Source organism: Mucilaginibacter sp. GW821-FHT07G05 (genome assembly GCF_059418565.1).
In genome coordinates this window covers 61,928-86,835 of record NZ_JBWKQC010000012.1, presented here as the reverse complement: position 1 = coordinate 86,835, position 24,908 = coordinate 61,928, and the positions used below count along the sequence as shown (strand labels likewise).

20 protein-coding genes are annotated in these 24,908 nt (G+C 42.8%); 12 read left to right on the top strand and 8 right to left on the bottom strand.

The genetic code is table 11. The features are described 5' to 3' along the window. Window positions 1–22 precede the first annotated feature (22 nt). The gene (locus AC07NA_RS23580; protein ID WP_345212964.1) at window positions 23–670 is read left to right on the top strand and encodes a DUF4412 domain-containing protein; all 648 of its coding nucleotides are present in this window, start codon (window positions 23–25) and stop codon (window positions 668–670) included. Between the two features lie 76 nt (window positions 671–746). After that, on the top strand, window positions 747–2,615 hold the full coding sequence (locus AC07NA_RS23575; RefSeq protein ID WP_494900265.1) for an LTA synthase family protein: 1,869 nt from the start codon (window positions 747–749) through the stop codon (window positions 2,613–2,615). A gap of 784 nt (window positions 2,616–3,399) precedes the next feature. Here the strand turns inward: AC07NA_RS23575 and AC07NA_RS23570 are convergent. Genes AC07NA_RS23570 through AC07NA_RS23555 form a run of 4 tightly spaced genes read right to left on the bottom strand, consistent with a single transcriptional unit; the run spans window position 3,400 to window position 6,701 of the window. Then, window positions 3,400–4,008, bottom strand: coding sequence for a hypothetical protein (locus tag AC07NA_RS23570; RefSeq protein WP_494900263.1), 609 nt, complete (start codon window positions 4,006–4,008; stop codon window positions 3,400–3,402). A 5-nt stretch (window positions 4,009–4,013) separates the two neighbouring features. Further along, window positions 4,014–5,279, bottom strand: a complete 1,266-nt coding sequence (gene bioA / locus AC07NA_RS23565; protein ID WP_494900262.1) for an adenosylmethionine--8-amino-7-oxononanoate transaminase — start codon at window positions 5,277–5,279, stop codon at window positions 4,014–4,016. Continuing rightward, window positions 5,266–5,724: an NUDIX domain-containing protein gene (locus AC07NA_RS23560; RefSeq protein WP_494900260.1), complete on the bottom strand. Its 459-nt coding sequence runs from the start codon at window positions 5,722–5,724 to the stop codon at window positions 5,266–5,268. Before AC07NA_RS23560 ends, bioA begins: the two co-directional genes overlap by 14 nt. Window positions 5,725–5,726: 2 nt before the next feature. Then, window positions 5,727–6,701: a cation diffusion facilitator family transporter gene (locus tag AC07NA_RS23555; protein ID WP_494900258.1), complete on the bottom strand. Its 975-nt coding sequence runs from the start codon at window positions 6,699–6,701 to the stop codon at window positions 5,727–5,729. A gap of 92 nt (window positions 6,702–6,793) precedes the next feature. Here AC07NA_RS23555 and AC07NA_RS23550 point away from each other — a divergent pair, with 92 nt between their 5' ends. Further along, entirely contained in the window at window positions 6,794–7,987 is a 1,194-nt protein-coding gene (locus AC07NA_RS23550; protein WP_494900256.1) for a pyridoxal phosphate-dependent aminotransferase, read from the top strand. Between the two features lie 67 nt (window positions 7,988–8,054). Here AC07NA_RS23550 and AC07NA_RS23545 read toward each other — a convergent pair whose 3' ends face one another. From AC07NA_RS23545 to AC07NA_RS23530, 4 genes are all read right to left on the bottom strand, one after another. Next, the gene (locus tag AC07NA_RS23545; RefSeq protein WP_494900254.1) at window positions 8,055–8,591 is read right to left on the bottom strand and encodes a hypothetical protein; all 537 of its coding nucleotides are present in this window, start codon (window positions 8,589–8,591) and stop codon (window positions 8,055–8,057) included. A 371-nt stretch (window positions 8,592–8,962) separates the two neighbouring features. Beyond that, entirely contained in the window at window positions 8,963–12,142 is a 3,180-nt protein-coding gene (locus tag AC07NA_RS23540; protein WP_494900252.1) for an efflux RND transporter permease subunit, read from the bottom strand. A gap of 82 nt (window positions 12,143–12,224) precedes the next feature. Next, on the bottom strand, window positions 12,225–13,361 hold the full coding sequence (locus tag AC07NA_RS23535; RefSeq protein ID WP_494900250.1) for an efflux RND transporter periplasmic adaptor subunit: 1,137 nt from the start codon (window positions 13,359–13,361) through the stop codon (window positions 12,225–12,227). 10 nt (window positions 13,362–13,371) lie between these two features. Further along, on the bottom strand, window positions 13,372–14,712 hold the full coding sequence (locus AC07NA_RS23530) for a TolC family protein (protein ID WP_494900248.1): 1,341 nt from the start codon (window positions 14,710–14,712) through the stop codon (window positions 13,372–13,374). Between the two features lie 350 nt (window positions 14,713–15,062). On the opposite strand from AC07NA_RS23530, the gene spt reads away from it, so the two are divergent. The 9 genes from spt to AC07NA_RS23485 all read left to right on the top strand — a co-directional run bounded on the left by spt (window position 15,063) and on the right by AC07NA_RS23485 (window position 24,907). Beyond that, window positions 15,063–16,268, top strand: coding sequence for a serine palmitoyltransferase (spt, locus tag AC07NA_RS23525; RefSeq protein ID WP_345212953.1), 1,206 nt, complete (start codon window positions 15,063–15,065; stop codon window positions 16,266–16,268). A 69-nt stretch (window positions 16,269–16,337) separates the two neighbouring features. Beyond that, window positions 16,338–17,456 carry a GNAT family N-acetyltransferase gene (locus AC07NA_RS23520; protein WP_494900246.1) on the top strand — a complete coding sequence of 373 codons (1,119 nt, stop codon included), beginning with the start codon at window positions 16,338–16,340 and terminating at the stop codon, window positions 17,454–17,456. Then, window positions 17,453–18,433 carry an NAD-dependent epimerase/dehydratase family protein gene (locus tag AC07NA_RS23515; RefSeq protein WP_345212951.1) on the top strand — a complete coding sequence of 327 codons (981 nt, stop codon included), beginning with the start codon at window positions 17,453–17,455 and terminating at the stop codon, window positions 18,431–18,433. Before AC07NA_RS23520 ends, AC07NA_RS23515 begins: the two co-directional genes overlap by 4 nt. 31 nt (window positions 18,434–18,464) lie before the next feature. Next, window positions 18,465–19,790, top strand: coding sequence for an inositol-3-phosphate synthase (locus tag AC07NA_RS23510; RefSeq protein ID WP_345212950.1), 1,326 nt, complete (start codon window positions 18,465–18,467; stop codon window positions 19,788–19,790). Between the two features lie 226 nt (window positions 19,791–20,016). Further along, entirely contained in the window at window positions 20,017–20,388 is a 372-nt protein-coding gene (locus tag AC07NA_RS23505; protein WP_345212949.1) for a GtrA family protein, read from the top strand. A gap of 15 nt (window positions 20,389–20,403) precedes the next feature. After that, window positions 20,404–22,962 carry a DUF5686 and carboxypeptidase-like regulatory domain-containing protein gene (locus AC07NA_RS23500; protein WP_494900243.1) on the top strand — a complete coding sequence of 853 codons (2,559 nt, stop codon included), beginning with the start codon at window positions 20,404–20,406 and terminating at the stop codon, window positions 22,960–22,962. Window positions 22,963–22,980: 18 nt separating this feature from the next. Beyond that, window positions 22,981–23,706, top strand: a complete 726-nt coding sequence (locus AC07NA_RS23495) for a CDP-alcohol phosphatidyltransferase family protein (RefSeq protein ID WP_345212947.1) — start codon at window positions 22,981–22,983, stop codon at window positions 23,704–23,706. Between the two features lie 2 nt (window positions 23,707–23,708). Beyond that, window positions 23,709–24,281 carry a DUF4833 domain-containing protein gene (locus tag AC07NA_RS23490; protein ID WP_494900240.1) on the top strand — a complete coding sequence of 191 codons (573 nt, stop codon included), beginning with the start codon at window positions 23,709–23,711 and terminating at the stop codon, window positions 24,279–24,281. An 8-nt stretch (window positions 24,282–24,289) separates the two neighbouring features. Further along, entirely contained in the window at window positions 24,290–24,907 is a 618-nt protein-coding gene (locus AC07NA_RS23485) for a sterol desaturase family protein (protein WP_345212945.1), read from the top strand. Window position 24,908 lies beyond the last annotated feature (1 nt).

Below are 24,908 nucleotides of genomic sequence, written 5' to 3'. Positions count from 1 at the left end.
TTGTATTAATTAAACAACGACCATGAATATCAAATTTTTCTCGGCTGCTCTGGGCTTAGCGCTTACCGCCACTGTAATGAGCGCAAGTGCGCAAAAAGAGTATAAAGAAGGTGTTATTACCTATACTATTGAGTCGCCGCAGGGCACTATTGATGCCAAAACATATTTCAAAGGCGATAGCAGCGCGTACAGCATGCAGCAAGGCCCGGCAGATATTAAATTTATCGGCACTAACGAAGGCACTTTCTTCGCGGTATTGGTTGACGTACCTGTTGCATCAATTAAAAAAGCAGCCATAGCTACTCCTGCCGAACTGGAAGATTTTAAATCAAAATCTCCTGATTTTACTTTCACCCCTACAACCGAAACTAAAGTGATCAATGGTTTTAAATGTAAAAAAGTAACTGTAAAAGATACCAAAAGCGGCAGCAACTACGATGCCTGGGTAACTAATGATATTACTATCCCTACCAACATGATGAGCACCCACTTTAAAAAAGCAGGTGGCATACCGGTTCAGTTCACTACTTTACAAATGGGACAAGCCATTAACATCAACCTGAAATCAATTACAGGCGATAAAGTACCGGCAGGCATATTCGCTATACCGGCCGACTTTGAAAAAGTAACCATTTCAGATCTTAAAGCTATGGGTGGCGGCGGTAACTAAGAATTACTGTCATCACTGATTAACAATTTAATAAAGGCTTTTTAACATTGAGGTAATTCGCTATTTTTGCGCCTCAATGTTAAAGAGCCTAATTACTTTTGTCCGTTTCCTGATATTTTGGGTAGTCTTCTCGGTAATAACCCGGGCTACCTTTGAACTGTATTTTATTGATAAGTTCAAGAACGTTACCGTCAGCGAAATTATACAAAGCTTCCTCTACGGCGTCCGTATCGATTTTTCTACCGCCGCTTATATTTCGGCTATTCCCCTGCTGGCTTTTATCATTAACTGGTTTATCCCGAGAGGTTACATCAAGCCCATTTTTTTAAGGATCTACGTATACTTCTGCATATTCATCATCTCGCTGATCGCTATTCTTAACCTCAACATCTTTAGGGAATGGGGTACCAAGATCATTTTCAGGGTATTTGATACATTTTATCATTCACCATCAGAAGCGGTTGCCTCTACCGGCTCATCGCCTATCGGCTTTAGCTTGCTTATCGGCGCGTTCCTGCTGGCATCGGGTATCTTATTATCGCATGTAATTATAGATTACAACTTTAAAAAGCCACAGGTTTCCATATATGCAAAACCATTTTTAGCGCTTTTGCTTGTTGGCTTAAATGTACTGGTGATACGCGGCGGCTTACAGGTGGCCCCCATGAACCAAAGTATGGCCTACTTTTCTGATAAGCAGATACTTAACCAAAGCGCCCTCAATACCGAATGGAACCTGCTGCATAATACGGTTGAAAATTTCAAAACGCCATACAACCCCTACGTTTTTATGCACCCGGGCGAGGCAACGGCATTGGTGAACAGCATGTATAAGGTCGAGCGCGACAGCACCACGCACATACTTACCACTAACCGCCCGAACATTGTCATTTTCCAACTGGAGAGTTATACGGCCGACGTAATTGAATCATTAGGCGGTGAAAAGGGTGATGCGCCAAACTTTGAGAATTTCATCCGTGAAGGGGTATTGTTTGATAGTGTGTACTCTGCCGGCGATCGTACCGATAAGGGCATTGTAGCCATACTGAGCGCTTTTCCATCGCAGGCCATCCGTACCATAGTTGTTGATAATGGCAAACAGGAACGCCTGCCTGCATTGAGTAACGTATTTGAAAAACTGGGCTACCCTACCTCCTATTTTTATGGCGGCGAAAGCGAGTTTATGAACTTTAAGGCTTACCTGTTAAGCCATAAAATAGATAACCTGATAGACAAGAAGAACTTTGAGCAAAAAGACATGAACTCCAAATGGGGAGCGCATGACGATGTGGTGCTGAAAAAGAACATCAAGTTTTTAAAAGGCCAGCAGCAACCCTTCTTTTCTTACGTGCAAACGTTGAGCAACCACGAGCCTTTTGAGTTGCCGGTTCCGCCGCATTTTCCGGGGGATGATTTGAGTAATAAATTCAGGAGCACGGCCTATTATACCGATGCCAGTTTAAAAGAATATTTCGATCTGGCTAAAAAATACGACTGGTACAAAAACACGCTATTCATTTTAGTGGCCGATCATGGTCATCGTTTACCACGCAACAACGCCGACCCGTTCGAGCCGGAAAAATACCATATCCCGCTATTGTTTTTTGGCGATGTGATAAAACCCGAATACCGTGGCAAAAGGATCAATAAACTTGGTAACCAAACCGATATTGCCACTACCCTGCTCGCTCAGCTTGACCTGCCGCATAACCAGTTCAAATGGTCGAAAAACCTGCTGAACCCCTATTCAAAACCATTTGCGTTTTTCGATTGGGACAACGGTTTTGGCTTTATGCAACCCAACCAGGTAGTATCGTACGATAGCGGCGGTCAGCAAGTGATATTTATTCAGAACAAAGACCAAAATAAACAACTCACTGATAGCACTTTGCAATATGGCAAAGCTTTTATGCAGCAGATATTTACGGAGTATATGAAGTTGTAAGTGGATTGTCAGCCTTACTACCCCCCTGTCATGTTGAGGTACGAAACATCTATTATTCGGTTGGCTTTTCATTAGGAATGGTTATGCTTTATTGAACGTTAGTGGATGTAACTTTCTTTTTTCTCTCAAAAAAGAAAGTCACCAAAGAAAAAAGTCGCGGCTGCGCAAGGAACTATGTTTGGGTTGTGCTGTGGCAGGGCTTATGCTATCCGTTCCTTACGATGCCGCATTCTTTAGGGTATGTTAGGTTTGTGCTTTTGCACTGGCGATTGACTCACCCCGCCTACGCTTCGCTGGGCGACCCTCTCTTTCGCAAGCGAAAAAGAGGGTAAAAAAATCGCAGTAAAAGTATACTTCTTAAATTCCCTCTTTACGAAGTAGAGAGGGTGGTCGAGCGAAGCGAAGATCGGGTGAGTTAGCCTATCGGTATGCAAACTTTTACACTTCCGCAGTCGCTACGGCTACAGCCGAGTGACGACTATCCCGCGGCGTCCCGCCGCTATACAATATGCGTATTTAGTATGTAAGCTGAAAGCTTACGCCATGCGTACGTCACGAGTTACGCTATGCTAAATTCGCGACAGCGGAGAATGCATTTTCAAGGATCAACCTTTGGCAACTTTTAAAAAGTTGTCAAAGGTGAAACGGGTATCCGGCAGCTGAAAGCTGCAAACATGCTTACTCACGGGCTGCAAGCCCGCGAGAGCGTAAGAACTAAAAACAGGAACCTGAAATCTCAAACCCGGAACCTCCTACCCACAACTTTCAACACACAACCTACAACTCAATTCAACTCATTCCCCAAAGCATTTACCCAGTCGCCAAACAGTTTGGTTTCTATGGTTACAGCTTTGCTGGCGTGGAGTTGCCAGTCGGGTGAGAAGTGCTGAAGTTGGTTGATCATTTCTTCGAGGTGGCCTTCTTCTTCCAATATGATCGATTTTACATTTATTTTGCTGCCTACGGCATCCAGCGCGTCCTGGTAAATCGGGTATAGTTCATCGGCACGCACTTCAATGGCGTAAGTAACTAACAGGTACGCAGCGAAACGTAATTCTTTTCCTGAAAGGCCAAGTTCCTTTTTAAGATAACGGCAAACCTCTACATCCAACTGGTTCAAATAATATTTACTGTAAGCCGGTGCCAGCAGGTATTCGGCAGCGTAAGTTGGACATAAATCGTTGCCTGTTTTTTCTATTTGTTTTTTGAGGTAGAAAGCATGGCGGTGTTCTTCGGCGGCATGTTTCAGTATGATATAGGTAACCGTTATCGGGTCTTCACTGGCAGATATTTTGCGTGCGCCGGTGTTTTCCATCAGCGAAAGCGTGTTTAACCAGCGGGCGTGTAATTGGTTATCAGCAATTATGTTTGGTAAAATTGTGTTCAGTTCCATAGGGATCAAATTTCTTCGAGGGCATCCTCAATTTTGCGGTAAATATAGTTTAGCTCGTCGTTGCTAATGCAATAAGGAGGTAAAATGTAGATAATATTGCCAAGCGGGCGCAGTACAACTCCGGCATCCAAAAAGTAATAGTATAGCCTATCACGCAGCGAACTAAAGTACGAAGTATTATCGCCCGTTTCCCATTCCATAGCCAGTATGGTACCGGTTTGGCGGGTGGCTTTTATTTTAGGGTGATGTTTTATCTTTTCTTCAAACAGAGTATGGGCAGCTACTATCCTGTTGATATTATCCGCGGTAGCGTTATCCAAAAACAGATCTAAACTGGCTAAAGCAGCCGCGCAGGCTACCGGGTTAGCAGTGTAAGAATGCCCGTGGAACAAGGTCTTCAACTTATCGTCGCTTAAAAAGGCATCATATATGGCCTGCGTGCAGGTGGTTAAACCGAAGGCCATGGTGCCGCCGGTAAGTCCTTTTGAAAAGCACATGATATCCGGCTGGGTGTTTAGGTGATCGCAGGCAAACGGTTTCCCTGTACGCCCGAAACCGGTAAATACTTCATCAGCAATGGTGAGTACTTCTTGCTCACGGCAATGCGCCATCAGTTCATCTAAATATTTAGCCTCGTACATGATCATCCCTGCTGAACCCTGCACCAATGGCTCAAAAATAAAGCAAGCGAGGTCAGATTTGAGATTGGAGATGTGAGATTTGAGATTGCCAATATTATCTTCATTTGGCAGATCGATAAACTCCACCTCAAACAACAAACTATCAAAAGCAGCCGTGAAAGCGCTGCGCCCGCTTACCGACATGGCACCAAAAGTATCACCATGATAGGCATTTTTAAAGGCCAGCATCTTTGTGCGTGGTTTATCCTGGTTGCTCCAGTATTGCAGGCACATTTTAATGGCTACTTCAATGGCGGTAGAGCCGTTATCGGAGTAAAAGGCTTTTGCCTGGTTAGCGGGCAATATGGCCAGCAGTCGCTCGGCCAGTTCAACAGCCGCGGGGTGCGTAAACCCGGCGAAGATCACATGCTCCAGTTTCAGCAATTGCTCGGCAACTTTTTGAGCTATGTAAGGGTTAGCGTGACCATGTATATTTACCCACCACGACGATACCGCGTCGATATATTTTTTGCCATCCTCACCGTACAAACAAGCGCCCTCGCCGCGTACTATGGGTACAGGTGGCTTGGCGGTTTGCATTTGCGTATAAGGATGCCATATAACTTTTAAATCTCTTTCAGCTAAATTCATATTGTGTTTTTAACAGTTTAACCACGTGCTGGTCTATCGGAAAGGTAACATCAGCGGGTTGCAGTTCACTGATTTTTTTCCAGCGGAAAGCTTGCAACGCTTCGCCCTCTCCATCAAAATCAAATGCCGTGGTTTTCATTACCAGGTTAAACGGATCAACATTCTTTACGAGGTAATACACGCTGATCAGTTGCGTATCTATGTGATTGGCAAAGGCCGATTTAATAAAGAAATCAGTAGTGTAAAAATGGCTTAATATCTCCACTTCCATATTACATTCTTCCATAAACTCACGCTTAAGGCCGTCTATCAAGCCCTCACCATACTCTAATCCCCCACCCGGGAATTTGCTGAACCTCATACCGTACTCCTGCTCATCGCTTATCAGCAATTCGTTATCGCTGTTGATCAGCAAGCCGTAAACCCGTAAATTTATTTTGCTCATGGTTATTCGAAGTGCTTTTTATTAGGCATTACCTTATCCAAGGTCCATTCTATCTCAATACGCTTAGGCTCCGAGCGTATGGGGCAATTGGGCATACTGCAATAGTGGCAGCAGTCGGGCAGGCAAGGGTCGGTGTGTATAAATAACTCGGTTTTAATGCCGGCTTCGCTGTTGATCATCTTATCCACCAAAGAAACCTCCTCGTGCACCCGTATCAGGTCGAAATAATTTGGCAGGGTCAAATGGCAATCGATATGTAGCTCATTACCATACTTTTGCGCACGCAGGTTATGAATATCTATCCATTCGTCCTTACGTTTATCGCTTAGTACTTTCAGCAGGTTGTTTACCAGCTGAAAATCGGTTTCATCCATCAATCCGCCAACCGAACGGCGTACCAGTTTATAACCTGTGAATACGATATATAAGCCAACAGCGATAGAAAGCGCGCTATCCAGCCAAAGTATCTTAGTAAAATGAATCAATAATAAGCCTACCACCAGGCCTATGCTTGTAACGGTATCGGTAAGCAGGTGGTGCCCATCGGCCTCAACTGTTATAGAGCGAAGCTCTTTACCTTTTCGTATCATGTAATACCCCAAGGCGCCATTGATCAACCCGGTGATACCAATAATAGTGGCACCCAATAAAAGATCGTGAATAGCGGTTGGGTGAAATATGCTATAGGTTGATTTTATGATGATCATGATACCGGCAATGCCGATGAGCGCGCCTTCGATAAATACCGAAAAGAACTCTACCTTACCGTGCCCATAAGGGTGGTTTTCATCGCGCGGAAGCGAAGAAAGATAAATGCTGAAGAACGCGAACGAACTGGCTACCACATTCACAATGCTTTCGGCAGCATCGGTAAGTACAAAGTTTGAGGCTGTTAAAAAGTAGGCAATAAACTTCGCAAACATCAGCACAGCACCCGTTATCAGCGAAATTAAAATGATTCTTTTCTGTTCCCTCAAAGCGTTCCGAATTTAGAGTTCAAATTTAAAAAATAACATCAGTAAGTAGCAGTAAACTTATTTTCTATATTTGCCGCGATAACACAAATAATATGAGTACATTAAGTAACAGGATAAATAACCTGTCGGAATCACAAACCATTAAAATGGCCAAAATGGGCCGTGAGCTTGCTGCTAAAGGTGTTGATGTGATAAGCCTTAGCTTTGGTGAGCCTGATTTTCATACCCCTGAACATATTAAGGATGCCGCTAAGAAGGCGATGGATGAAAACTTTACCTATTATACACCCGTAGCCGGTTACCCGGATCTGCGTAAAGCTATAGTGAAGAAACTTAAGGACGAGAACAACCTTGATTACGACATTAGCCAGATCGTAGTATCAACCGGTGCTAAACAGGCTATCGCTAACGCGGTTTTATGTTTGGTTAACCCTGGCGAAGAGGTAATTATCCCTACCCCTTACTGGGTTTCGTACTCTGAAGTAGTAAAACTTGCCGAAGGTAACAGCGTTTTCATTAACACTACCGTTGAGCAAAACTTTAAAATTACTGCCGAGCAACTGGAAGCTGCCATTACCCCGAAATCAAAACTGTTCATGTTCTCGTCGCCATGTAACCCTACAGGCAGCGTTTACACTAAAGAAGAGCTGGAGTCACTGGTAAAGGTTTTCGAAAAGCATCCGCAAATCTATATCCTGTCTGACGAGATTTACGAGCACATCAACTTTGTTGACAAGCACGAATCAATCGCCCAGTTTGACAGCATTAAGGACCGTGTGGTAGTGATCAATGGTTTCTCAAAATCTTATGCCATGACTGGTTGGAGAATTGGTTACACGGCATCAAACAAAGAAATTGCGGCTGCCTGCGATAAAATGCAAGGTCAGATCACTTCAGGTACCTGCTCAATTACCCAACGTGCCGGTGTTGCCGCTTACGAAGGCGGTTTAGAGAGCGTACACCAAATGCGCGAGCAATTCAGAAAACGCCGCGACATTGTGTACAACCTGTTAAAAGATATTGACGGTGTAAAAGTTAACCTGCCCGATGGCGCGTTCTACTTCTTCCCTGATGTAACTTCGTTCTTCGGTAAAAGCTATAATGGCAAAACCATTAACGATGCTGATGAACTGAGCATTTACCTGCTTGAAGAAGGCCATGTTGCCACAGTAGGCGGCGATTCATTCGGCGATAAAACTTCTTTCCGTTTATCATACGCGGCATCAGAAGAAAAACTGATTGAGGCTGTAAGAAGAATAAAAGAAGCTTTAGGCAAATTAAGCTAAGCAAAACCTTATATAAGGCAGAAAGGCCCGCGAATTGCGGGCCTTTTTGCTTTTAAAGTACTGTTGATTACAACGAGAAGCCGTAAGCTAAACGTAAACCGATAGTACCAAAGTTATTACTCTGACCTGAGAAGTTTTCGTATTTAACGCCTACATCCCATGATTTATCGGCCCAACCCAAAGTTGGCGCTAATATTAATTTAGTGTTGTTACCTTCGTTAGTAGCAAAACCGGCACCGGCCTCTGCACCAAAGTACAGGTTATCGGTAAAGAACGATTTGATACCCAATTTTACCGGGATGATACCGATGTCATCATTTTTAAAAGTTACACCTGATTGGGTTACATCTTTACCAAAAAAGTTGTAGTAACCTGATGTTAAAGTAAGGGCTAAGTTATCAGCCAAACCGTATTGTAAACGGGCAGTACCACCTAATTGGAAACTTGTATAGTCTTTTATTTTACCTGTTGGAATACCGCCTTCTAAACCGAAACCTAAACGCCATGCGCTTTTATCATTAGTTTGTGCTTGTACATTAGTAGTTCCGATAAAGATAGCAACTGCTGTAAGGGCTGTAGCTACAATTTTAGTCATTGTTTTCATTGTTGTGTGTTTTTGTAAATAATCATTTAGATTTTCATGTCAACCTTTACAAATACTCTGCCAACAAGGCCTGCTTAGTGTGTTGTGATATTTGTATGACGGAAGCCGCAACATGAAATATGACGAAATATTTCATAATTGAAATATCTTTCAAATTGTTATTCAGTCGTTTAATATTAGCGCATATCAGCTTAAATTTCATAATATGATATAGTATGTATCATATATTATTAAAAACAATATGTCCTGTCAGGCTGACAAAGTGTATTAAAACCATGTCAACACTGTATTATCAAAGTGTATATTATAAACTGCACTAAAGCAAAAAAGCCCGGTAAACCGGGCCATTCTGCTTATATGTATCGCGTAAATTACGCTTGCGGATCGTGATCCGGATCTGGCTTGTGATTAGCCTTTAATTCGGCCAGTTTCTCTTCGCCGTAGGCAAACTTGGTAATAATGTAGAACAATACCGGCACTATAAATATAGCCAGCGATGTTGCCGCGACCATCCCCCCGAATACTGTAAAGCCGATTGTTTTACGGGCTTCAGCACCAGCGCCTGATGAGAACAATAAAGGTAAGATACCCAATATAAATGCCATCGACGTCATGATGATCGGCCTTAAACGTAGTCGTACCGCTTCAAGCGTCGCGTCTTCGAGGTCAACCCCCAAATCAACACGCTCCTTGGCAAACTCTACAATCAGGATGGCGTTCTTGGCCGCCAAACCTATGAGCGTTATCAAACCTATTTGCGCGTAAACGTTATTGGTTAAACTTGGGAAGAAGTACAGGCACAAGATTGCACCAAACGCCCCCAGCGGCACTGCCAACAGTACCGAGAACGGCACCGACCAGCTTTCGTACAAGGCGGCAAGGAACAGGAACACGAAACCGATTGACAACGCGAAGATGTAAATGGTTTTTGAACCCGATAACAACTCCTCACGGCTTAAGCCCGAGAACTCGTAACCATAGCCTTGCGGTAAAGTTTGAGCGGCTACTTCTTTCAACGCGTTGATAGCATCACCACTACTGTAACCCGGCTTGGTACCACCGTTGATCTCGGCAGAACGGAACAGGTTGTAGTGAGAAATGAGCGGCGCGTTTTCGATTACCTTATAACTGGTAAGCGTGCTTAAAGGCACCATGCTGCCCGATGAGTTACGCACAAAATACTGCCCGATGTTTTGGATATTGGTACGATAGTTAGTATCGGCCTGGGCTACTACCCTAAAGTTACGGCCATACACGGTAAAGTCGTTAATGTACGAGCTACCCATGTAGGTTTGCAGGGCAGTGTTGATATCATTGATCTGCACGCCTAATTTTTTAGCTTTTTCACGGTCAATGGTCAACTGGTAAGCCGGTGTACGAGCCGTGAAGAACGAGAACGCGCGTGCAATTTCCGGTCGCTGGTTTACAGCAGCCAGGAAGGTTTGCAGTGTTTTCTCAAAGGTTTTAATATCGCCACCTGCTTCTCTTTCCTGTAAAATGAACGAGAAACCACCGGTGTTACCCAAACCCGGAATTGCCGGAGGTGAGATAACTACCACACTGGCCTCTTTAAAGCGTGCCAGCTTTTTTTGCAGGGTAGCGATAACGCCTTGCAGTTTATCTTCTTCCTTAGTACGTTCTTCCCATTTTTTAAGCTGAACGAATATGGTAGCACTGTTTGATTTTGTTGCAAAGTTAACCGCGTTCAAACCACCCAATGCCGCGTAGTGATTAATAGCAGGTACGCTGTCCAGCACTTTCATCATTTCGTGCAATACGGCAACGGTTCTTTCGGTTGATGAACCTTCCGGCAAATCATAAGTAACGAACACACGGCCTTCATCCTCCAGCGGAATAAATCCTGATGGCTTAGCCCTGAAGAGTAATACCGTACCTATAATGATACATACCAGTATAATAATTACAAACTTGGAATGTTTGATACCCTTATCAACCGTGTTACGGTATTTATGGGTTACCCTATCAAACCAGCTGTTAAACTTAAAGAAGAATTTATCAAGGCCTTTTGAGCTTTCGTCTATCTTATGCGGACGTAATATCAGTACGCACAATGCCGGCGTTAATGAAAGCGCCACAAATGCCGATATCAATACCGATATAGCGATGGTAATAGCGAACTGCTGATACAAACGACCAACAATACCCGGTATAAAACCAACCGGTACGAATACCGCGCCCAAAATAAGGGCAATGGCAATTACCGGGGCCGAGATATCGCGCATGGCATGCAGGGTTGCATCCTTCGGCGACATGCCCTTTTCATCCATGTAGTGCTGCACGGCCTCTACCACCACAATGGCATCATCCACCACAATACCGATAGCCAGTACGAAACCGAACATGGTAAGCGTATTAATAGTAAAGCCGAGCGGTATAAAGAAGATGAACGTACCAATAATAGATACCGGGATAGCCAGTACCGGGATAAGCGTTGTACGCCAGTTTTGCAGGAAGAGGAATACCACTATAATTACCAGCGCAAGCGCGATAACCAGGGTTTCTACCACCTCATCCAAAGATACCTTTACCACAGTTACCGATTCGAAAGGTACTACGTAAGAAATATCATTAGGGAAGGTCTTTTTCAAATCTTCCATCGTAGCGGTAACCGCGTCGGCAGTTTCAATAGCGTTACTGCCGGGCGCCTGGTATATTAACAGGTACGAAGCACGTTTACCATCAACAAATGAGTTACCGGCGTAGTTGAATTTACCTAACTGCACACGGGCCACATCTTTTAAATGCACTATAGCGCCATTGTTAGGCTGTGTTCTTACTACTATGTTTTCAAACTCCGATGCCTGGGTTAAACGACCTTTTACCAGTACGGTATATTCAAACGTTTGCCCGGTCATTTGCGGGGTTGAACCTACTGTACCCGCGGCTACCTGCGCGTTTTGCTCCTGTAAGGCAGCGGTAACGTCGGCGGCGGTCATGCCTAAGGCAGCCAGTTTATCCGGCTTAAGCCAGATACGCATACTAAAGTCATCGGCACGGGTAAATACGTCCCCCACACCTTTGGTACGCAAAAGCGCATCTTTAATAAATACGTTGGTATAGTTATCTACAAAGGTTACATCGTGCGATCCTTTTGGTGAAAACATGGCCACAAGCATCAAAATACTCGGGTTACGTTTACGTACGATCATACCTAAACGCTGTACTTCCTGCGGCAAGGTTGGCAGGGCTATACCTACACGGTTTTGCACATCGAGCGCGGCAATATTAATATCGGTACCAATTTCAAAGTTAACCGTCATGCTCATAGCACCGTTACCGGTACTATTACTTTGCAAATAGGTCATGCCCGGGGTACCGTTTACCTGTACCTCTACCGGTGTAGCAACAGTTTGCTCCACCGTGAGTGCATCGGCACCCGTGTATGTACCGGTAACTTGTACCGTAGGGGGTGTAATTTCAGGATACTGGCCTATCGGAAGACTCATAATGGCGAGTGTACCTACTATTACAATCACTAATGATATAACAATAGCGGTAACCGGTCTTCGTATAAAGGTTTCTGCAATCATTCTTTTTTATATTTTAAACGGGCATAAAACATACACCCGCAAGTACAATTTTAATGGGTAGATATAAGGCAGGAACGCTTGGTTATTTACCCGCGCCCTTTTTCATTTCAGGTGCAGCTTGTCCCGGCGGCGGACCTAAAGTGATCTTACCGCTGTCGCGTAAACGCTGGAAACCTTCGGTGATCACCTTGTCGCCAACTTCTAAACCATCCATTACAATTACCTTATCCTGTATACGTGGGCCAAGCACTACCTTTTTCTGCAAGGCAATGGTATCTTTAGCGGTAAACACAAAAAACTCACCCATTTGCTCGGTTACTGATTTGTACGGAATCAGGATACGGTCGCCCGATTGGTTGTTCAGTACTTGTAACACACCGCTCATACCATCGCGCAGCACATCTTTATCATTGGTAAATTGCACCCTTACCTTAATACTACCGGTTTGGTTGTTAACTCCCCTATCAATAGCTACAATTTTACCCGGCTTATTATACATGCTGCCGTCAGACAGTTTTAGTTTAAAGGTAGTATCGTTGGTGCTGCTTTGCAGTTTGTAAAAACGTTCAATATCCTGCTCGTTGATCACAACATCAATACCTATAGGGTTTTCGGTTGATATGGTATTTAGTAAGGTAGTACCTGATGATACCTGCGAACCTAACCTAACCTGCGATATACCTATACGGCCTGTAAAAGGCGCGGTAATGGTAGCGTAAGAAAGATCGGTACGGGCAGATTCAAGCGCTGCCACGGCTACGGCAACCTGGCCTTTACTGGTTTCAAAAGCCGCCAATGCCTGATCAACCGTTTGGCGGGCAATCGCGTCGTTCTTCAACAACATATTATAGCGGTCGATATCTTTTTGCGCTTTTACCAAATTGGCTTTCGCACTTAATACATTGGCTTGTGCCTGCTGATAAGCAGCAAGATATTTACGGCGGTCAATTTCGTATAGCGCTTTACCTTTTTGTACTACCTCACCCTCTTTAAAGAAGATGCCTGTTATAAAACCCGGCACCTGGCTGCGCAGCTCAACATTGTTAAGTGCCACCACAATACCCTGGTAACTGTCGTAATAAACTGATTCGGCCTTTTTTGCCTCGGTTACGTTTACCGGGGTAGCAGGTGGCGGACCTGCCTGCGGCTGTTTATTACCGCATGCTGACCATGTTAGGATGATGATTGGAGCCAGCCAATATATATAATTGTGTTTCATATTCGGTAGTTTAGTTTTGTTGAGGTGTAAGGGTTCCTAATGATTTTTGAAAATCTATCTTACTTGATAATAGTTGAAATAACGCGTTATAATAGTTAAGCTGCGCGGTACGCAAATCGGCTTGCGATACAATCACATCCAGGTAGGTTTTAACACCTTCGCGGTATTGCAGGCTTACCACATTGTATACGTCTTTAGCCAGTTCTACGTTTTCTTTTACCAATTGCCAGGCCGTATAGTTTGTTTTGTAGTTGGCCAAAGCCTGCACATACTCCGTATTCAGCGAGTTTTTGGTATTGATTATGTCGAGATCAACCCTGTCTTCCTGCAAGCGGGCTTTGCTTAAGTTTTGCAAACGCCTTGTACCCGTAAATATTGGTATACTTAACGATAGCCCTACGTAACCGTTAGGGAATGTATTGGTATACAGGTTTGACAGATTTTTATTGGCGTATATTAAGTTGTAGTTGGCAAATGCCGATAACGATGGCAAAAAGCCCCACTTGTAGTAATTTACATTAAGGTTACGTAATGATTTGGTGCTTTGCAGCAAACGGTACTCGATACGGTTATTAACGTCGAGCGTTTGGTTGGTATCTATTAAAGCGGCCTGCTCATAACGGCTCGAATCATAAGCCAAGGTTAAATCACCTACCTTGCTCACACCCATAATTTGCTTTAAATAAGCCAGTTTGCTTTTTATAGCTTCTTCTGTTTGTTTACGGGTAACCTTTGAATTATTGAGCGCAATAGTAGCCTGTTTGTAATCTGTTTTATCAGATACACCGGCCTGGTAGCGGCTGCTGGCATCTTTTAAGCTGCGTTGCAGGCGTATAATATCTTCGTTGGTAATGTTGAGTTGTTTTTGAGAGAGCAATACATCAAAAAAGGCCTTGCTTACATCGGCCACTACATTAATCTGGCTGCTTACCACATTCTCTTTATAATATTGCCTCGAATAACGGGCAGCACGCGCAGCCAGGAATACGTCATTATTATATAATACCTGATTGGCCTGTAAACCTAAAGTAGAAAGGTTACTGATATCACCAGTGGTACCACCCGGCAAACCGCCGCCGGCAGCACCCGCAACCGGGCTACCTTTAAAATAATGTTGTACATTGCCTGTACCGGTAACCTGGGGAAGCCACCCTGCCAAACCAATACGAATATCGCGTTCGTTGATTTGCTCATCGATAGAAGCCTGCCTTACCACAGGTTGATTGCGCAGCGCGAAATCAATGGCCTGGTTTAAATTTACGGTTTCGGGCAAGCTATCTGTTCTGATTTGGGCAAAAACGGTTATTGATAACAGGTTGAAACAGGATATCAATAGTGGAATTTTTTTCATATAAACAGATATAGTAGATTTTTATAAGCAGCAAAACTACGCTCAATAATTCTAAATACTTTGTAATATTTAAGCGATTGTTTGCTAATATGTTATTAATATGACTTACTTTTTACACACAACAAAATTTTTACGTAAAGGTTGTGTTACCTGTTACTAAACACCCGATTATTAATCTTTTTTATAGCGAAATGAAAAAATTTGACACTGATTAAATAAAAAATTTGATTAATTTGCAGGTTAGAATGAATATGGTAATTTTTTGGAGGGTGATAAAAAATTTACACTCGACATCGTTATATATTATTTATTCATACTATTTTTACAAAAAATTTAAGCAGGGTTAATACATGGGTAAAAAGCTACACCAAAAGATTGCTCAGTTCCAGGATGCAAATATGATCAGGGAGAAAGGTCTGTATCCGTTTTTCAGACCAATCGAATCAGGACAGGATACTGAAGTTATTATTAATAATAAACGCGTACTCATGTTCGGGTCAAACTCCTATTTGGGGTTAACCAACCATCCTAAGATCAAAGAAGCATCCAAAAGAGCAATTGATAAATATGGTACAGGCTGTGCAGGTTCTCGTTTTTTAAACGGTACACTTGACATACATATCGAATTAGAAAACAAGCTGGCTACCTATGTAGGTAAAGAAGCCGCGGTTTTATTTAGTACCGGCTTCCAGGTGAACCTGGGGGTACTGTCGTGCATTACAGGCCGTAACGATTATTTGATACTTGACGAGTATGACCACGCTTCTTTAATAGATGGCAGCCGTCTTTCTTTTTCAAAAGTTATAAAATACGCGCACAATGATATGGCTGATCTTCAGCGCAAGCTTAGCTTGCTGCCAGAGGAAGCAGTTAAGGTAATTGTGGTTGACGGTATTTTCAGCATGGAAGGTGACATTGTTAAGTTACCTGAAATTGTGAAACTTGCCGATGAGTACGGTGCCAACATTATGGTTGACGACGCGCATAGTTTAGGCGTTATCGGCGAAAATGGTTCGGGTACAGCGTCACACTTCGGCCTAACCGGCGAGGTAGATCTGATCATGAGCACATTCAGTAAATCACTGGCATCATTAGGTGGTTTCATCGCCAGCGATCATGATACTATTGATTACCTTAAACACCGTGCACGTTCATTAATGTTCAGCGCGAGCATGACCCCGGGCTCTGTAGCCAGCGTAATTGCCGCGTTAGATATTATCGAATCAGAGCCTGAGCGTATTGCCAAGCTTTGGGAGAACACCAACTACGCTACTAAATTATTTACAGAAGAAGGTTTTGATATTGGCGCGTCAGAAAGCCCGATATTGCCTATCTACATACGTGATAACGATAAAACTTTCCTGGTAACCAACCAGCTGCAAAACGATGGTATATTCGTTAACCCGGTTGTATCACCTGCTGTACCTTCTGATTCATCTTTACTCCGCTTCTCGTTAATGGCCACACATACTTTTGACCAGATAGACGAAGCTGTTGAAAAAATATCGAAAGCCTTCAAAGAGGTGGGAGTTACCACCATCAAAGAAAGAATATAAATTAAATAGAGCACCGCGACAACGGTGCTCTATTTAATTGTACCACTACATAAACATCATTATACCATAATGAAACAATTAGTTTCGGTTAAATCGAAAAAAGAACTCGCGGCTTTTATTGATTTCCCGCACGATCTGTATAAGAACGATCCTAACTATGTCCCTGAACTATTTATCGCCCAAAGGGACATTTTAACTGACACCCACCCCTTTTTCAAGCACTCATCTCTGCAACTGTTTTTGGCGTATGATGGCGATAAAATAGTTGGCCGTATAGCCGCTATATTTAACAACAACCATAACAGCTTCAATAATGTTACCGATGGCTTTTTTGGCTTTTTTGATTGTATTAACGATTGGGAAACCGCCAAAATGCTTTTCGACGCGGCTACCGATTGGGTAAAGGAAAGAGGCGCTACCAAACTGGTTGGCCCGGCAAATCCATCAACCAACGAAACAGCAGGCTTATTGATCAAAGGTTTCGATAGTCCGCCTGTAGTGTTGATGACCTATAACCCGCCATACTATATTGAGTTGGTGGAGAAATACGGCTTAACCAAACAGGTTGATCTTTTTGCTTACAGCTGGAAAGGCCAGCATTATAACGATAAATCGCTTACCTTGCTCGATAAGCTGCAACAGCGTTTAACGCGCAGCAATATCATCATCCGCAAAATCAACCTTAAAAATTTCAAACAGGAAGTTGCCGCGCTGCGCGAGGTGTATAACCATGCCTGGGATAAAAACCTTGGTTTCTTCCCGATGACGAATGATGAGTTTGATTACATAGCAAAGGATCTGAAAATGATATTAGACCCCGACTTTGCCTTTTTGGCCGAGCAGGATGGTAAAATAGTAGGTTTTGGCGTAGCCGTACCCGATGTAAACCAAATATTGCGCACCATTAAAAGAGGCCGCTTATTGCCTACCGGTATCTTCAAATTATTATTCAATAAAAAGAAGATACGTGGCATACGCATTATGCTGCTTGGTGTAATAGATGGCTACCGTAAAATGGGGATTGAAGCTTGTTTGTATGGCAGCATTATTAAAGAATACCGCCGCAAAAACCTCGATTACGCCGAGGCCAGCTGGACACTTGAACACAATGAGATGGTAAACCGTGCTATTGAAGCCATAGGCGGCAATCAGTACAAAACATACCGTATCTACGAAAAAAATATATGAAGGAGCGGGTTTTAATAACCGGTGCAAGCGGCTTTGTAGGGTATCATCTTGTTAATGAAGCTTTAAAGAACAACTTAGAGGTGTGCGCCGCTGTACGTAAAAGCAGTAAGATAGACCACCTTAAAGAGTTTGATATTCAATATATCTACCCGGATTTCAGCGATCGCGAGGCATTGACCGAAACGCTGAAAAATGAGAAGTTCGATTATATTATACATGCCGCGGGTGTTACCAAAGCGCGTTCGCAGCGTGAATACGACCTTATAAACGCCGGCAATACGGCCAATTTAGCCGCAGCTGCTGCCGATTCGGGCGTGAAAAAGCTGGTGCTGATCAGCAGCCTTGCCGCCGTAGGCCCTTTGCATAGCCTTGATGGTATAATAAAAGATAACACTACACCAAACCCGGTAACTGCTTATGGCCGCAGCAAACTGGCAGCCGAAGAACGCCTTAAAGTATTTAAAACCTTAAACTATACCATACTACGCCCAACGGCGGTTTATGGCCCGCGTGATAAGGATATATTTATTTTTTTTAAACAGGTTGTTAAGGGCATTGAACCTTATATTGGCTCAAAAGCGCAAAAGCTGAGCTTTATTTATGTAACAGATTTGGCGAAGGCCAGCATAAAAGCCTTATACGCAGGTAATAAAAAAACTTATATCATAGCCGACGGAAATTTTTATGATAAATACGCGTTAGGAGATATAACAAAAAGTGTGTTAAATTTGCGTACCTACAAATTTCATCTGCCTGTAAACTTTGTAAAAGTGATAGCCGGTATTGCCGAAAAAGTTAGTTCTTTGAGCAATAAGGCTTCGGCACTGAATATTGAGAAACTTAATGAACTTACTGCTGCTAACTGGTATTGCGATATAGAGGAGGCAAAACACGACCTTGGTTTTACCCCGCACTATGACCTGCATGCCGGCTTAACAGAAACGCTTAATTGGTATAAAGCTAATAAGTGGCTCTAAACCATATTATATAATTAACAGAAGAAGAAGAATGAAAAGCAACATTAAACCTGCTGAAGGTAAATTAGGAATTTTACTTCCTGGCCTCGGCGCCGTAGCAACCACACTGATTGCCGGTGTTGAAGCTGTAAAAAAAGGCATCTCACAACCTATCGGCTCTCTTACTCAATTGGGCAATATCCGTTTAGGTAAAAGAACTGAAAACCGTAACCCTAAAATCAAAGATTTTGTGCCATTGGCTAATCTTAATGATATTGTTTGGGGCGGATGGGATGTTTACGCCGATAACGTATACGAGGCTGCGAGCCACGCGCGTGTATTAGAGCAACATCACATTGAAGCTGTAAAAGAAGAATTACAGGCCATTGTGCCTATGAAAGCCGCGTTTGATAAAAACTACGCTAAAAACCTTGATGGTACCCACGTTAAAGAAGGAACCCGTTATGAACTGGCCCAGCAATTAATTGAGGACATCACCAACTTTAAAGAAAAAAATGGTCTTGATCGCGTTGTATTGGTATGGTGCGGTTCAACCGAAGTTTACTTTGAAGCATCTGACGTACACAGCTCACTTGAAAAATTTGAGCAAGGCTTAAAAAATGATGATAAGCAAATTGCACCAAGTATGCTTTATGCTTACGCAGCGTTAAAATTAGGTATTCCTTTCGCTAACGGCGCGCCTAACTTAACTGTAGATATTCCTGCACTTATTGAATTAGCTAAAGAAACTCATACGCCGATTGCGGGTAAAGATTTCAAAACCGGTCAAACCTTAATGAAAACCATTTTGGCTCCGGGCTTCGAGGCTCGTGCTTTGGGTGTTAGAGGCTGGTTCTCTACCAACATTTTGGGCAACCGCGATGGTTTGGTATTGGATGATCCGGATAACTTTAAAACCAAAGAAGTATCAAAATTAGGTGTACTGGAAGATATTTTAAAACCGGAAAGCAATCCTGAATTGTACGGTGAGATTTACCACAAGATCCGTATCAACTACTACCCTCCTCATGGCGATAACAAAGAAAGCTGGGATAACATCGATATCTTCGGTTGGATGGGTTACCCTATGCAAATTAAGATCAACTTCCTTTGCCGCGACTCAATCTTAGCTGCGCCTATCGCGCTTGACTTAGCTTTATTTAGCGATTTCGCTAAACGCGCTAACATGAGCGGCGTACAGGAGTGGTTATCATTCTACTTAAAATCGCCGCAAACCGCACCTGGTTTACCGGCCGAGAATGATATTTTCAAACAACTGATAAAACTGCAAAACACTTTGCGTTACCTGATGGGCGAAGATTTGATAACCCACTTAGGACTTGACTATTACGAAGAACTTGTTGAAAGCGAACAATAGTTAAAACTATAAATTGTAAAGCCCGGTTATTGTTATAAATAACCGGGCTTTTTTGCGTACTTTCGCGCCAATTAAAAATTATTTATAGTAAGTAACTTTTTGCTGTTTTTTACGTCAATATAACAAAGCTAAAACAACAATTGCCTTACAGGCCTGGTAAATGAAGTACGCCGGCAAATAATATTAATGAATTGCTATTTAATGATTTAGGAATATAGTTTATATTATGGCTACGTTTATAAAAGCCCAGGCATCTTCGTTAATAGCATCAGTAATTGACTATCTGACCACCGTGGTATGTAATGAGGTTTTCCATGTGTGGTACCTTTATTCAAACTTTACGGGTACGGTTATGGGCGGCGTTGCCAACTTCGCTTTAGGCCGGTTTTGGGTTTTTGATGGTAAAAAAAAGAATGCGCCTACACAAATTATTAAGTACATAGTGGTTTGGATAGGTAATTTGATATTGAACAACGGAGGCGTTTTTTTAGCTACACACTTTGGTGGTTTAGATAAATATATATCAAAAATAATTGTGTCGTTGGTGGTGGGTATAGGGTATAATTATTTCCTCCAAAAAAAGTTTGTTTTCGCGTAACGCTCAATCATATAAATGGACTGTAAAATCTTGTTGAAAAAATTACTTTTATTCCCCCTATTCCTACTCACTTCATCCATACTGTTTGCTCAAAACACGGTTGTTAACGGCATAGTTACCGATGCCCGCACCCACAAAAGCATATCTTATGTATCGGTTTCGTTTACCGGCAGCACCATTGGTGTAAGTACCGGTAACGAGGGTAAATTCACCATCCGCTCTACCAAACCGCAAACTGCTATACAGGTTTCATTTGTTGGCTATAAATCAGCCACTTTAAATATTAAGCCGGGCATCGAACAAACGGTTAATGTTCGCCTTGTAGCCGAGGCACAGGAACTTGACGAGGTATCTATAAAGGGTGCCAAACGTGCAAAATACAGCAACAAGAACAATCCTGCAGTTGAGCTCATCCGCAAGGTTATTGAAAATAAGGAGAAGAACCAGCCCGAAAGCTACCCGTTTGTGGAGTACAAAATGTACGATAAAATGCAGTTTTCGTTCCTCAACGTATCCGATAAACTGTCCGAAAAGAAATTCTTCCGTAAGTATAAGTTCATTATCGAGAACCGCGATAGTACCACCGTACCGGGCAAAACGCTGTTGCCGTTTTATTTGAACGAAAAGATATCGCAGTACTATTACCGTAAAGATCCTAAAAGGGAGAAGACCATTGTACTGGGCGAACGCGGTGTAAACTTCGGGTCGTTTATTGATAACGATGGTATGGGCCAGTACTTTAAGCACATGTACGCCGAAGTAAATATATACGATACCAATATATTTTTACTTACCAACCAGTGGCTTAGTCCTATATCGGGCCCGGCCCCAACATTTTACAAATTCTTTATTACCGATACCGTTACTACCGAAAATAACAGCAAACTGGTGGAGCTAAGCTTTACGCCTCGCAACACTACAGATATGCTTTTTGAAGGCAAAATGTATATCACTACCGATGGTAACTACGCCGTGCAGCGTGCCGTTTTATATTTGAACCGCAACATCAACCTTAACTTCGTTAAATCGATGCGGGTTGATCTGGATTTTGAGCAAAACCCCGATGGCCGTTATCACCTGAGTAAAAGCAGCACACTTGCCGATTTTGGTTTCAACAAAAAAAGCAATGGTGGTTTGTTTGGTATACGAACGCTCACCTTTAAAAACTACGCGGTTGGTTCGCCACGGCCCGACAGTACCTACCGGGGCGATGCCGTTGAACAAAACGACGAGGTAAAAAACCGCGACGAGCGTTTTTGGACGGAGAACCGACTGGATACGCTTACCACGGCCGAATCAAAGGTTTACAAAAACATCGACAGCCTTACCCACATGCCGTCTTACAGGCGCTTATCTGATATTGCTTCGTTACTGGTATTTGGCTACAAAGGCTTCGGTAAATTTGAGATGGGCCCTGCTAACTCATTTTACAGCTTTAACCCGGTAGAAGGTTTCAGGCTGCGTTTGGGCGGCCGTACCACGCCTGAATTGAGCACGCGGGTTTACTTTGAAACTTACGCGGCTTATGGTTTTAAGGATGAACGCTGGAAGTATTTTTTAAGCGGTACGTTCTCACTTAATAATAAATCCATCTATAAATTCCCGCAGCATTTTATAAGGGCAAGCTTTCAGCGCGATACCAAGATACCCGGTTTAGTGCTCGATTTTGTGCGCGAGGACAACTTCCTGCTATCATTTAAGCGGGGTAATAACGACAAGTACCTGTATAATGATTATTACAAGCTTGATTATGTACACGAGTTTAAGAACCGTTTTTCGGTTAACCTGGGCTTTACGAAGTGGACACAGGAGCCTGCCGGGTCATTATATTTCAACAATTTTATAAATAATACCCTTACTACCGATAAAGATCTCACTACTACCGAGCTATCGGCTACTTTGCGCTACGCACCGCACGAATTGTATTATCAAGGTAAAATGTTTCGCAGAACGGTGCCAACCAAGTATCCTATCTTTTATTTTAACTATACTCGCGGCGTGAAAGATCTTTTCAACGGCGAATACAATTACAACAGGATATTTGGCCGTATAGATAAGCACTTTTACCTTTCGGTATTCGGTTATGCCGATGTATCGGTTGAGGCCGGGCGCATATTCGGGCAGGTACCTTATCCCCTGCTGAACATACACAGGGCCAACCAGAGTTATGCTTACGATATTGAATCATACAACCTGATGAACTTTTTGGAGTTTGTGAGCGATCATTACCAGGCTATCAATATCGATCAGCATTTTTATGGTTTCTTCTTTAACAAGATCCCGCTGCTTAAAAAACTAAAATGGCGCGAGGTTGTATCATTCAAGGCGCTTTATGGCGGTATCAGAAGCGAGAATGATCCATCTCTTCACCCTAACCTTTACCAGTTTCCGGTGGATGCCAATGGCGCGCCTATAACTTATGCACTTGGTAAAACCCCTTATGTTGAGGGTAGTGTAGGTATTGAAAATATTTTTAAATTTATACGTTTAGATTTGGTTAAGCGATTTAACTATTTAGATAACCCAAATGTATCTGAATGGGGTATACGCACCCGTTTAACGTTTGATTTTTAATAACACGAATTAAAAATTATGGCACAAACAACAACAACTACAACGCTGCGCACCAATTTGCAGCTGGGTATTTATAAGGTGATCGATCCTTTTGTAAAGGTATTGATCAAACTTGGCCTTACACCTAACGCGGTTACCTCAATCGGTTTTATACTGAATGTGGGTGTGGCCATTATATTTATTACCGGCGCCGAAGGTGGCAGCCGTATTGATTTTAGCTATGTAGGCTGGGCCGGTGGCCTTATCCTATTTGCAGGCTTATTTGATATGCTTGATGGGCAGGTAGCCCGTTTAGGCAACATGAAATCAACCTTTGGCGCACTGTACGATTCGGTACTCGACCGTTACAGCGAACTCATCATGTTTTTAGGTATTTGCTATTACCTGGTAGCACACCACTATTTTTTAAGTTCGATATTCGCGTTTATAGCGCTAATCGGCTCTATGATGGTAAGCTATGTACGTGCACGTGCCGAAGGATTAGGTGTTGAGGTAAAAGGCGGCTTGATGCAACGCCCCGAGCGTGTGGTAACCATTGGCCTTTGCGCCATGCTTTGCGGCATCATGTCTAACTACATTGGCGGCGATTATAAATTGTTTATCCCGGGTATCAGGTACCACGTGTTCGAAACCATGTCGATCTTCACTATACCTATTACCATACTGGCCGTTTTAACCAACGTTACCGCTTTTAACAGGTTAAGAGACGCTAAAAAAGCCCTTGAAGAAAAGGAACAGGCGTAAGCATGAGGTTAATTTTTACTGTACTATTCTTTTTTTCGTTCGTATGTTTTACCGCATCTGCAAGTGTAAATAACCATGGCATTGCTAAGTTAGATACCCTTGCAGATGAAAAGTTCCCTACCCCGGCAGCCAATCATTTACGTTTATTTTATTTACAGCGCGATCCTAATACCAATACCGTAGCCTACGATATTGTATTGAATAAGAACGGCGAAGCTGATGAAGACGACGGCCCGGTGCATGCTTACTGGCTGCGCTATACCGATAAAGGGCAACGCGAAGAGCTCAATTTTATACAGCGAAAATTCGCTTACGGGCTCAATATTAAAAATGTGGGCAAGGATAAGTACGATATCAGATTTGTGTCATACAAAAAAATTCCGCTCACGTTAATGAAGGGAAGTGACGGAAAATATCATATCTTCGTAACTATTTCTAAAAGGCAAGTAATTCTTAACCGTATTTTCATCAGGATTAATGGAGGAGCCTTTTGGTCGCCAAACGTTATATATGTGGAATTTAAGGGCACAGATATATCAACAGGCAAAGAAATAACAGAAAGGTTTAAACCCTGAATAGTAAGATGAAGAATTTTGTTTCAAATTCACAGGAATCGGTAAGGATGTTCAAAAACGACTTCCTTGAAAGTTTATCTAAAGTACATTACACCGTACCATTATATGTGTACGTTCCGGTTATTCTATATTGCTCATACCTTGCGCTTTTTGAAGATAATATTGGCGTAGGCTTATTCTTTGGCCTGGTGTTGGGCGGCTTATTCGTATGGACGTTTGTTGAATACATTTTACACCGCTTTGTTTTCCATTTTGTACCTAAAGCCGGATGGGCATTGCGTTTGCACTTTATTTTCCACGGCGTACATCATGATTACCCAAGCGATGCCAAAAGATTGGTAATGCCGCCATCGGCAAGTATTCCGCTGGCTACCGGTTTTTACTTTTTGTTTAAATGGTTATTACCGCTGCATTATGCCAATGCATTTTTCCCGGGCTTTATTATAGGTTACCTGGTGTATGATATATCTCACTATGCTATACATCACTTTAATTTCAAAAACAGCTTTTGGAAAAAAATTAAGCAGCACCACATGCTGCATCACTACTCCGACCCAAGCAAAGGTTATGGCGTAAGCTCACCTATGTGGGACAAGGTGTTCCGTTCAGATTTCATTAAAAAATAAT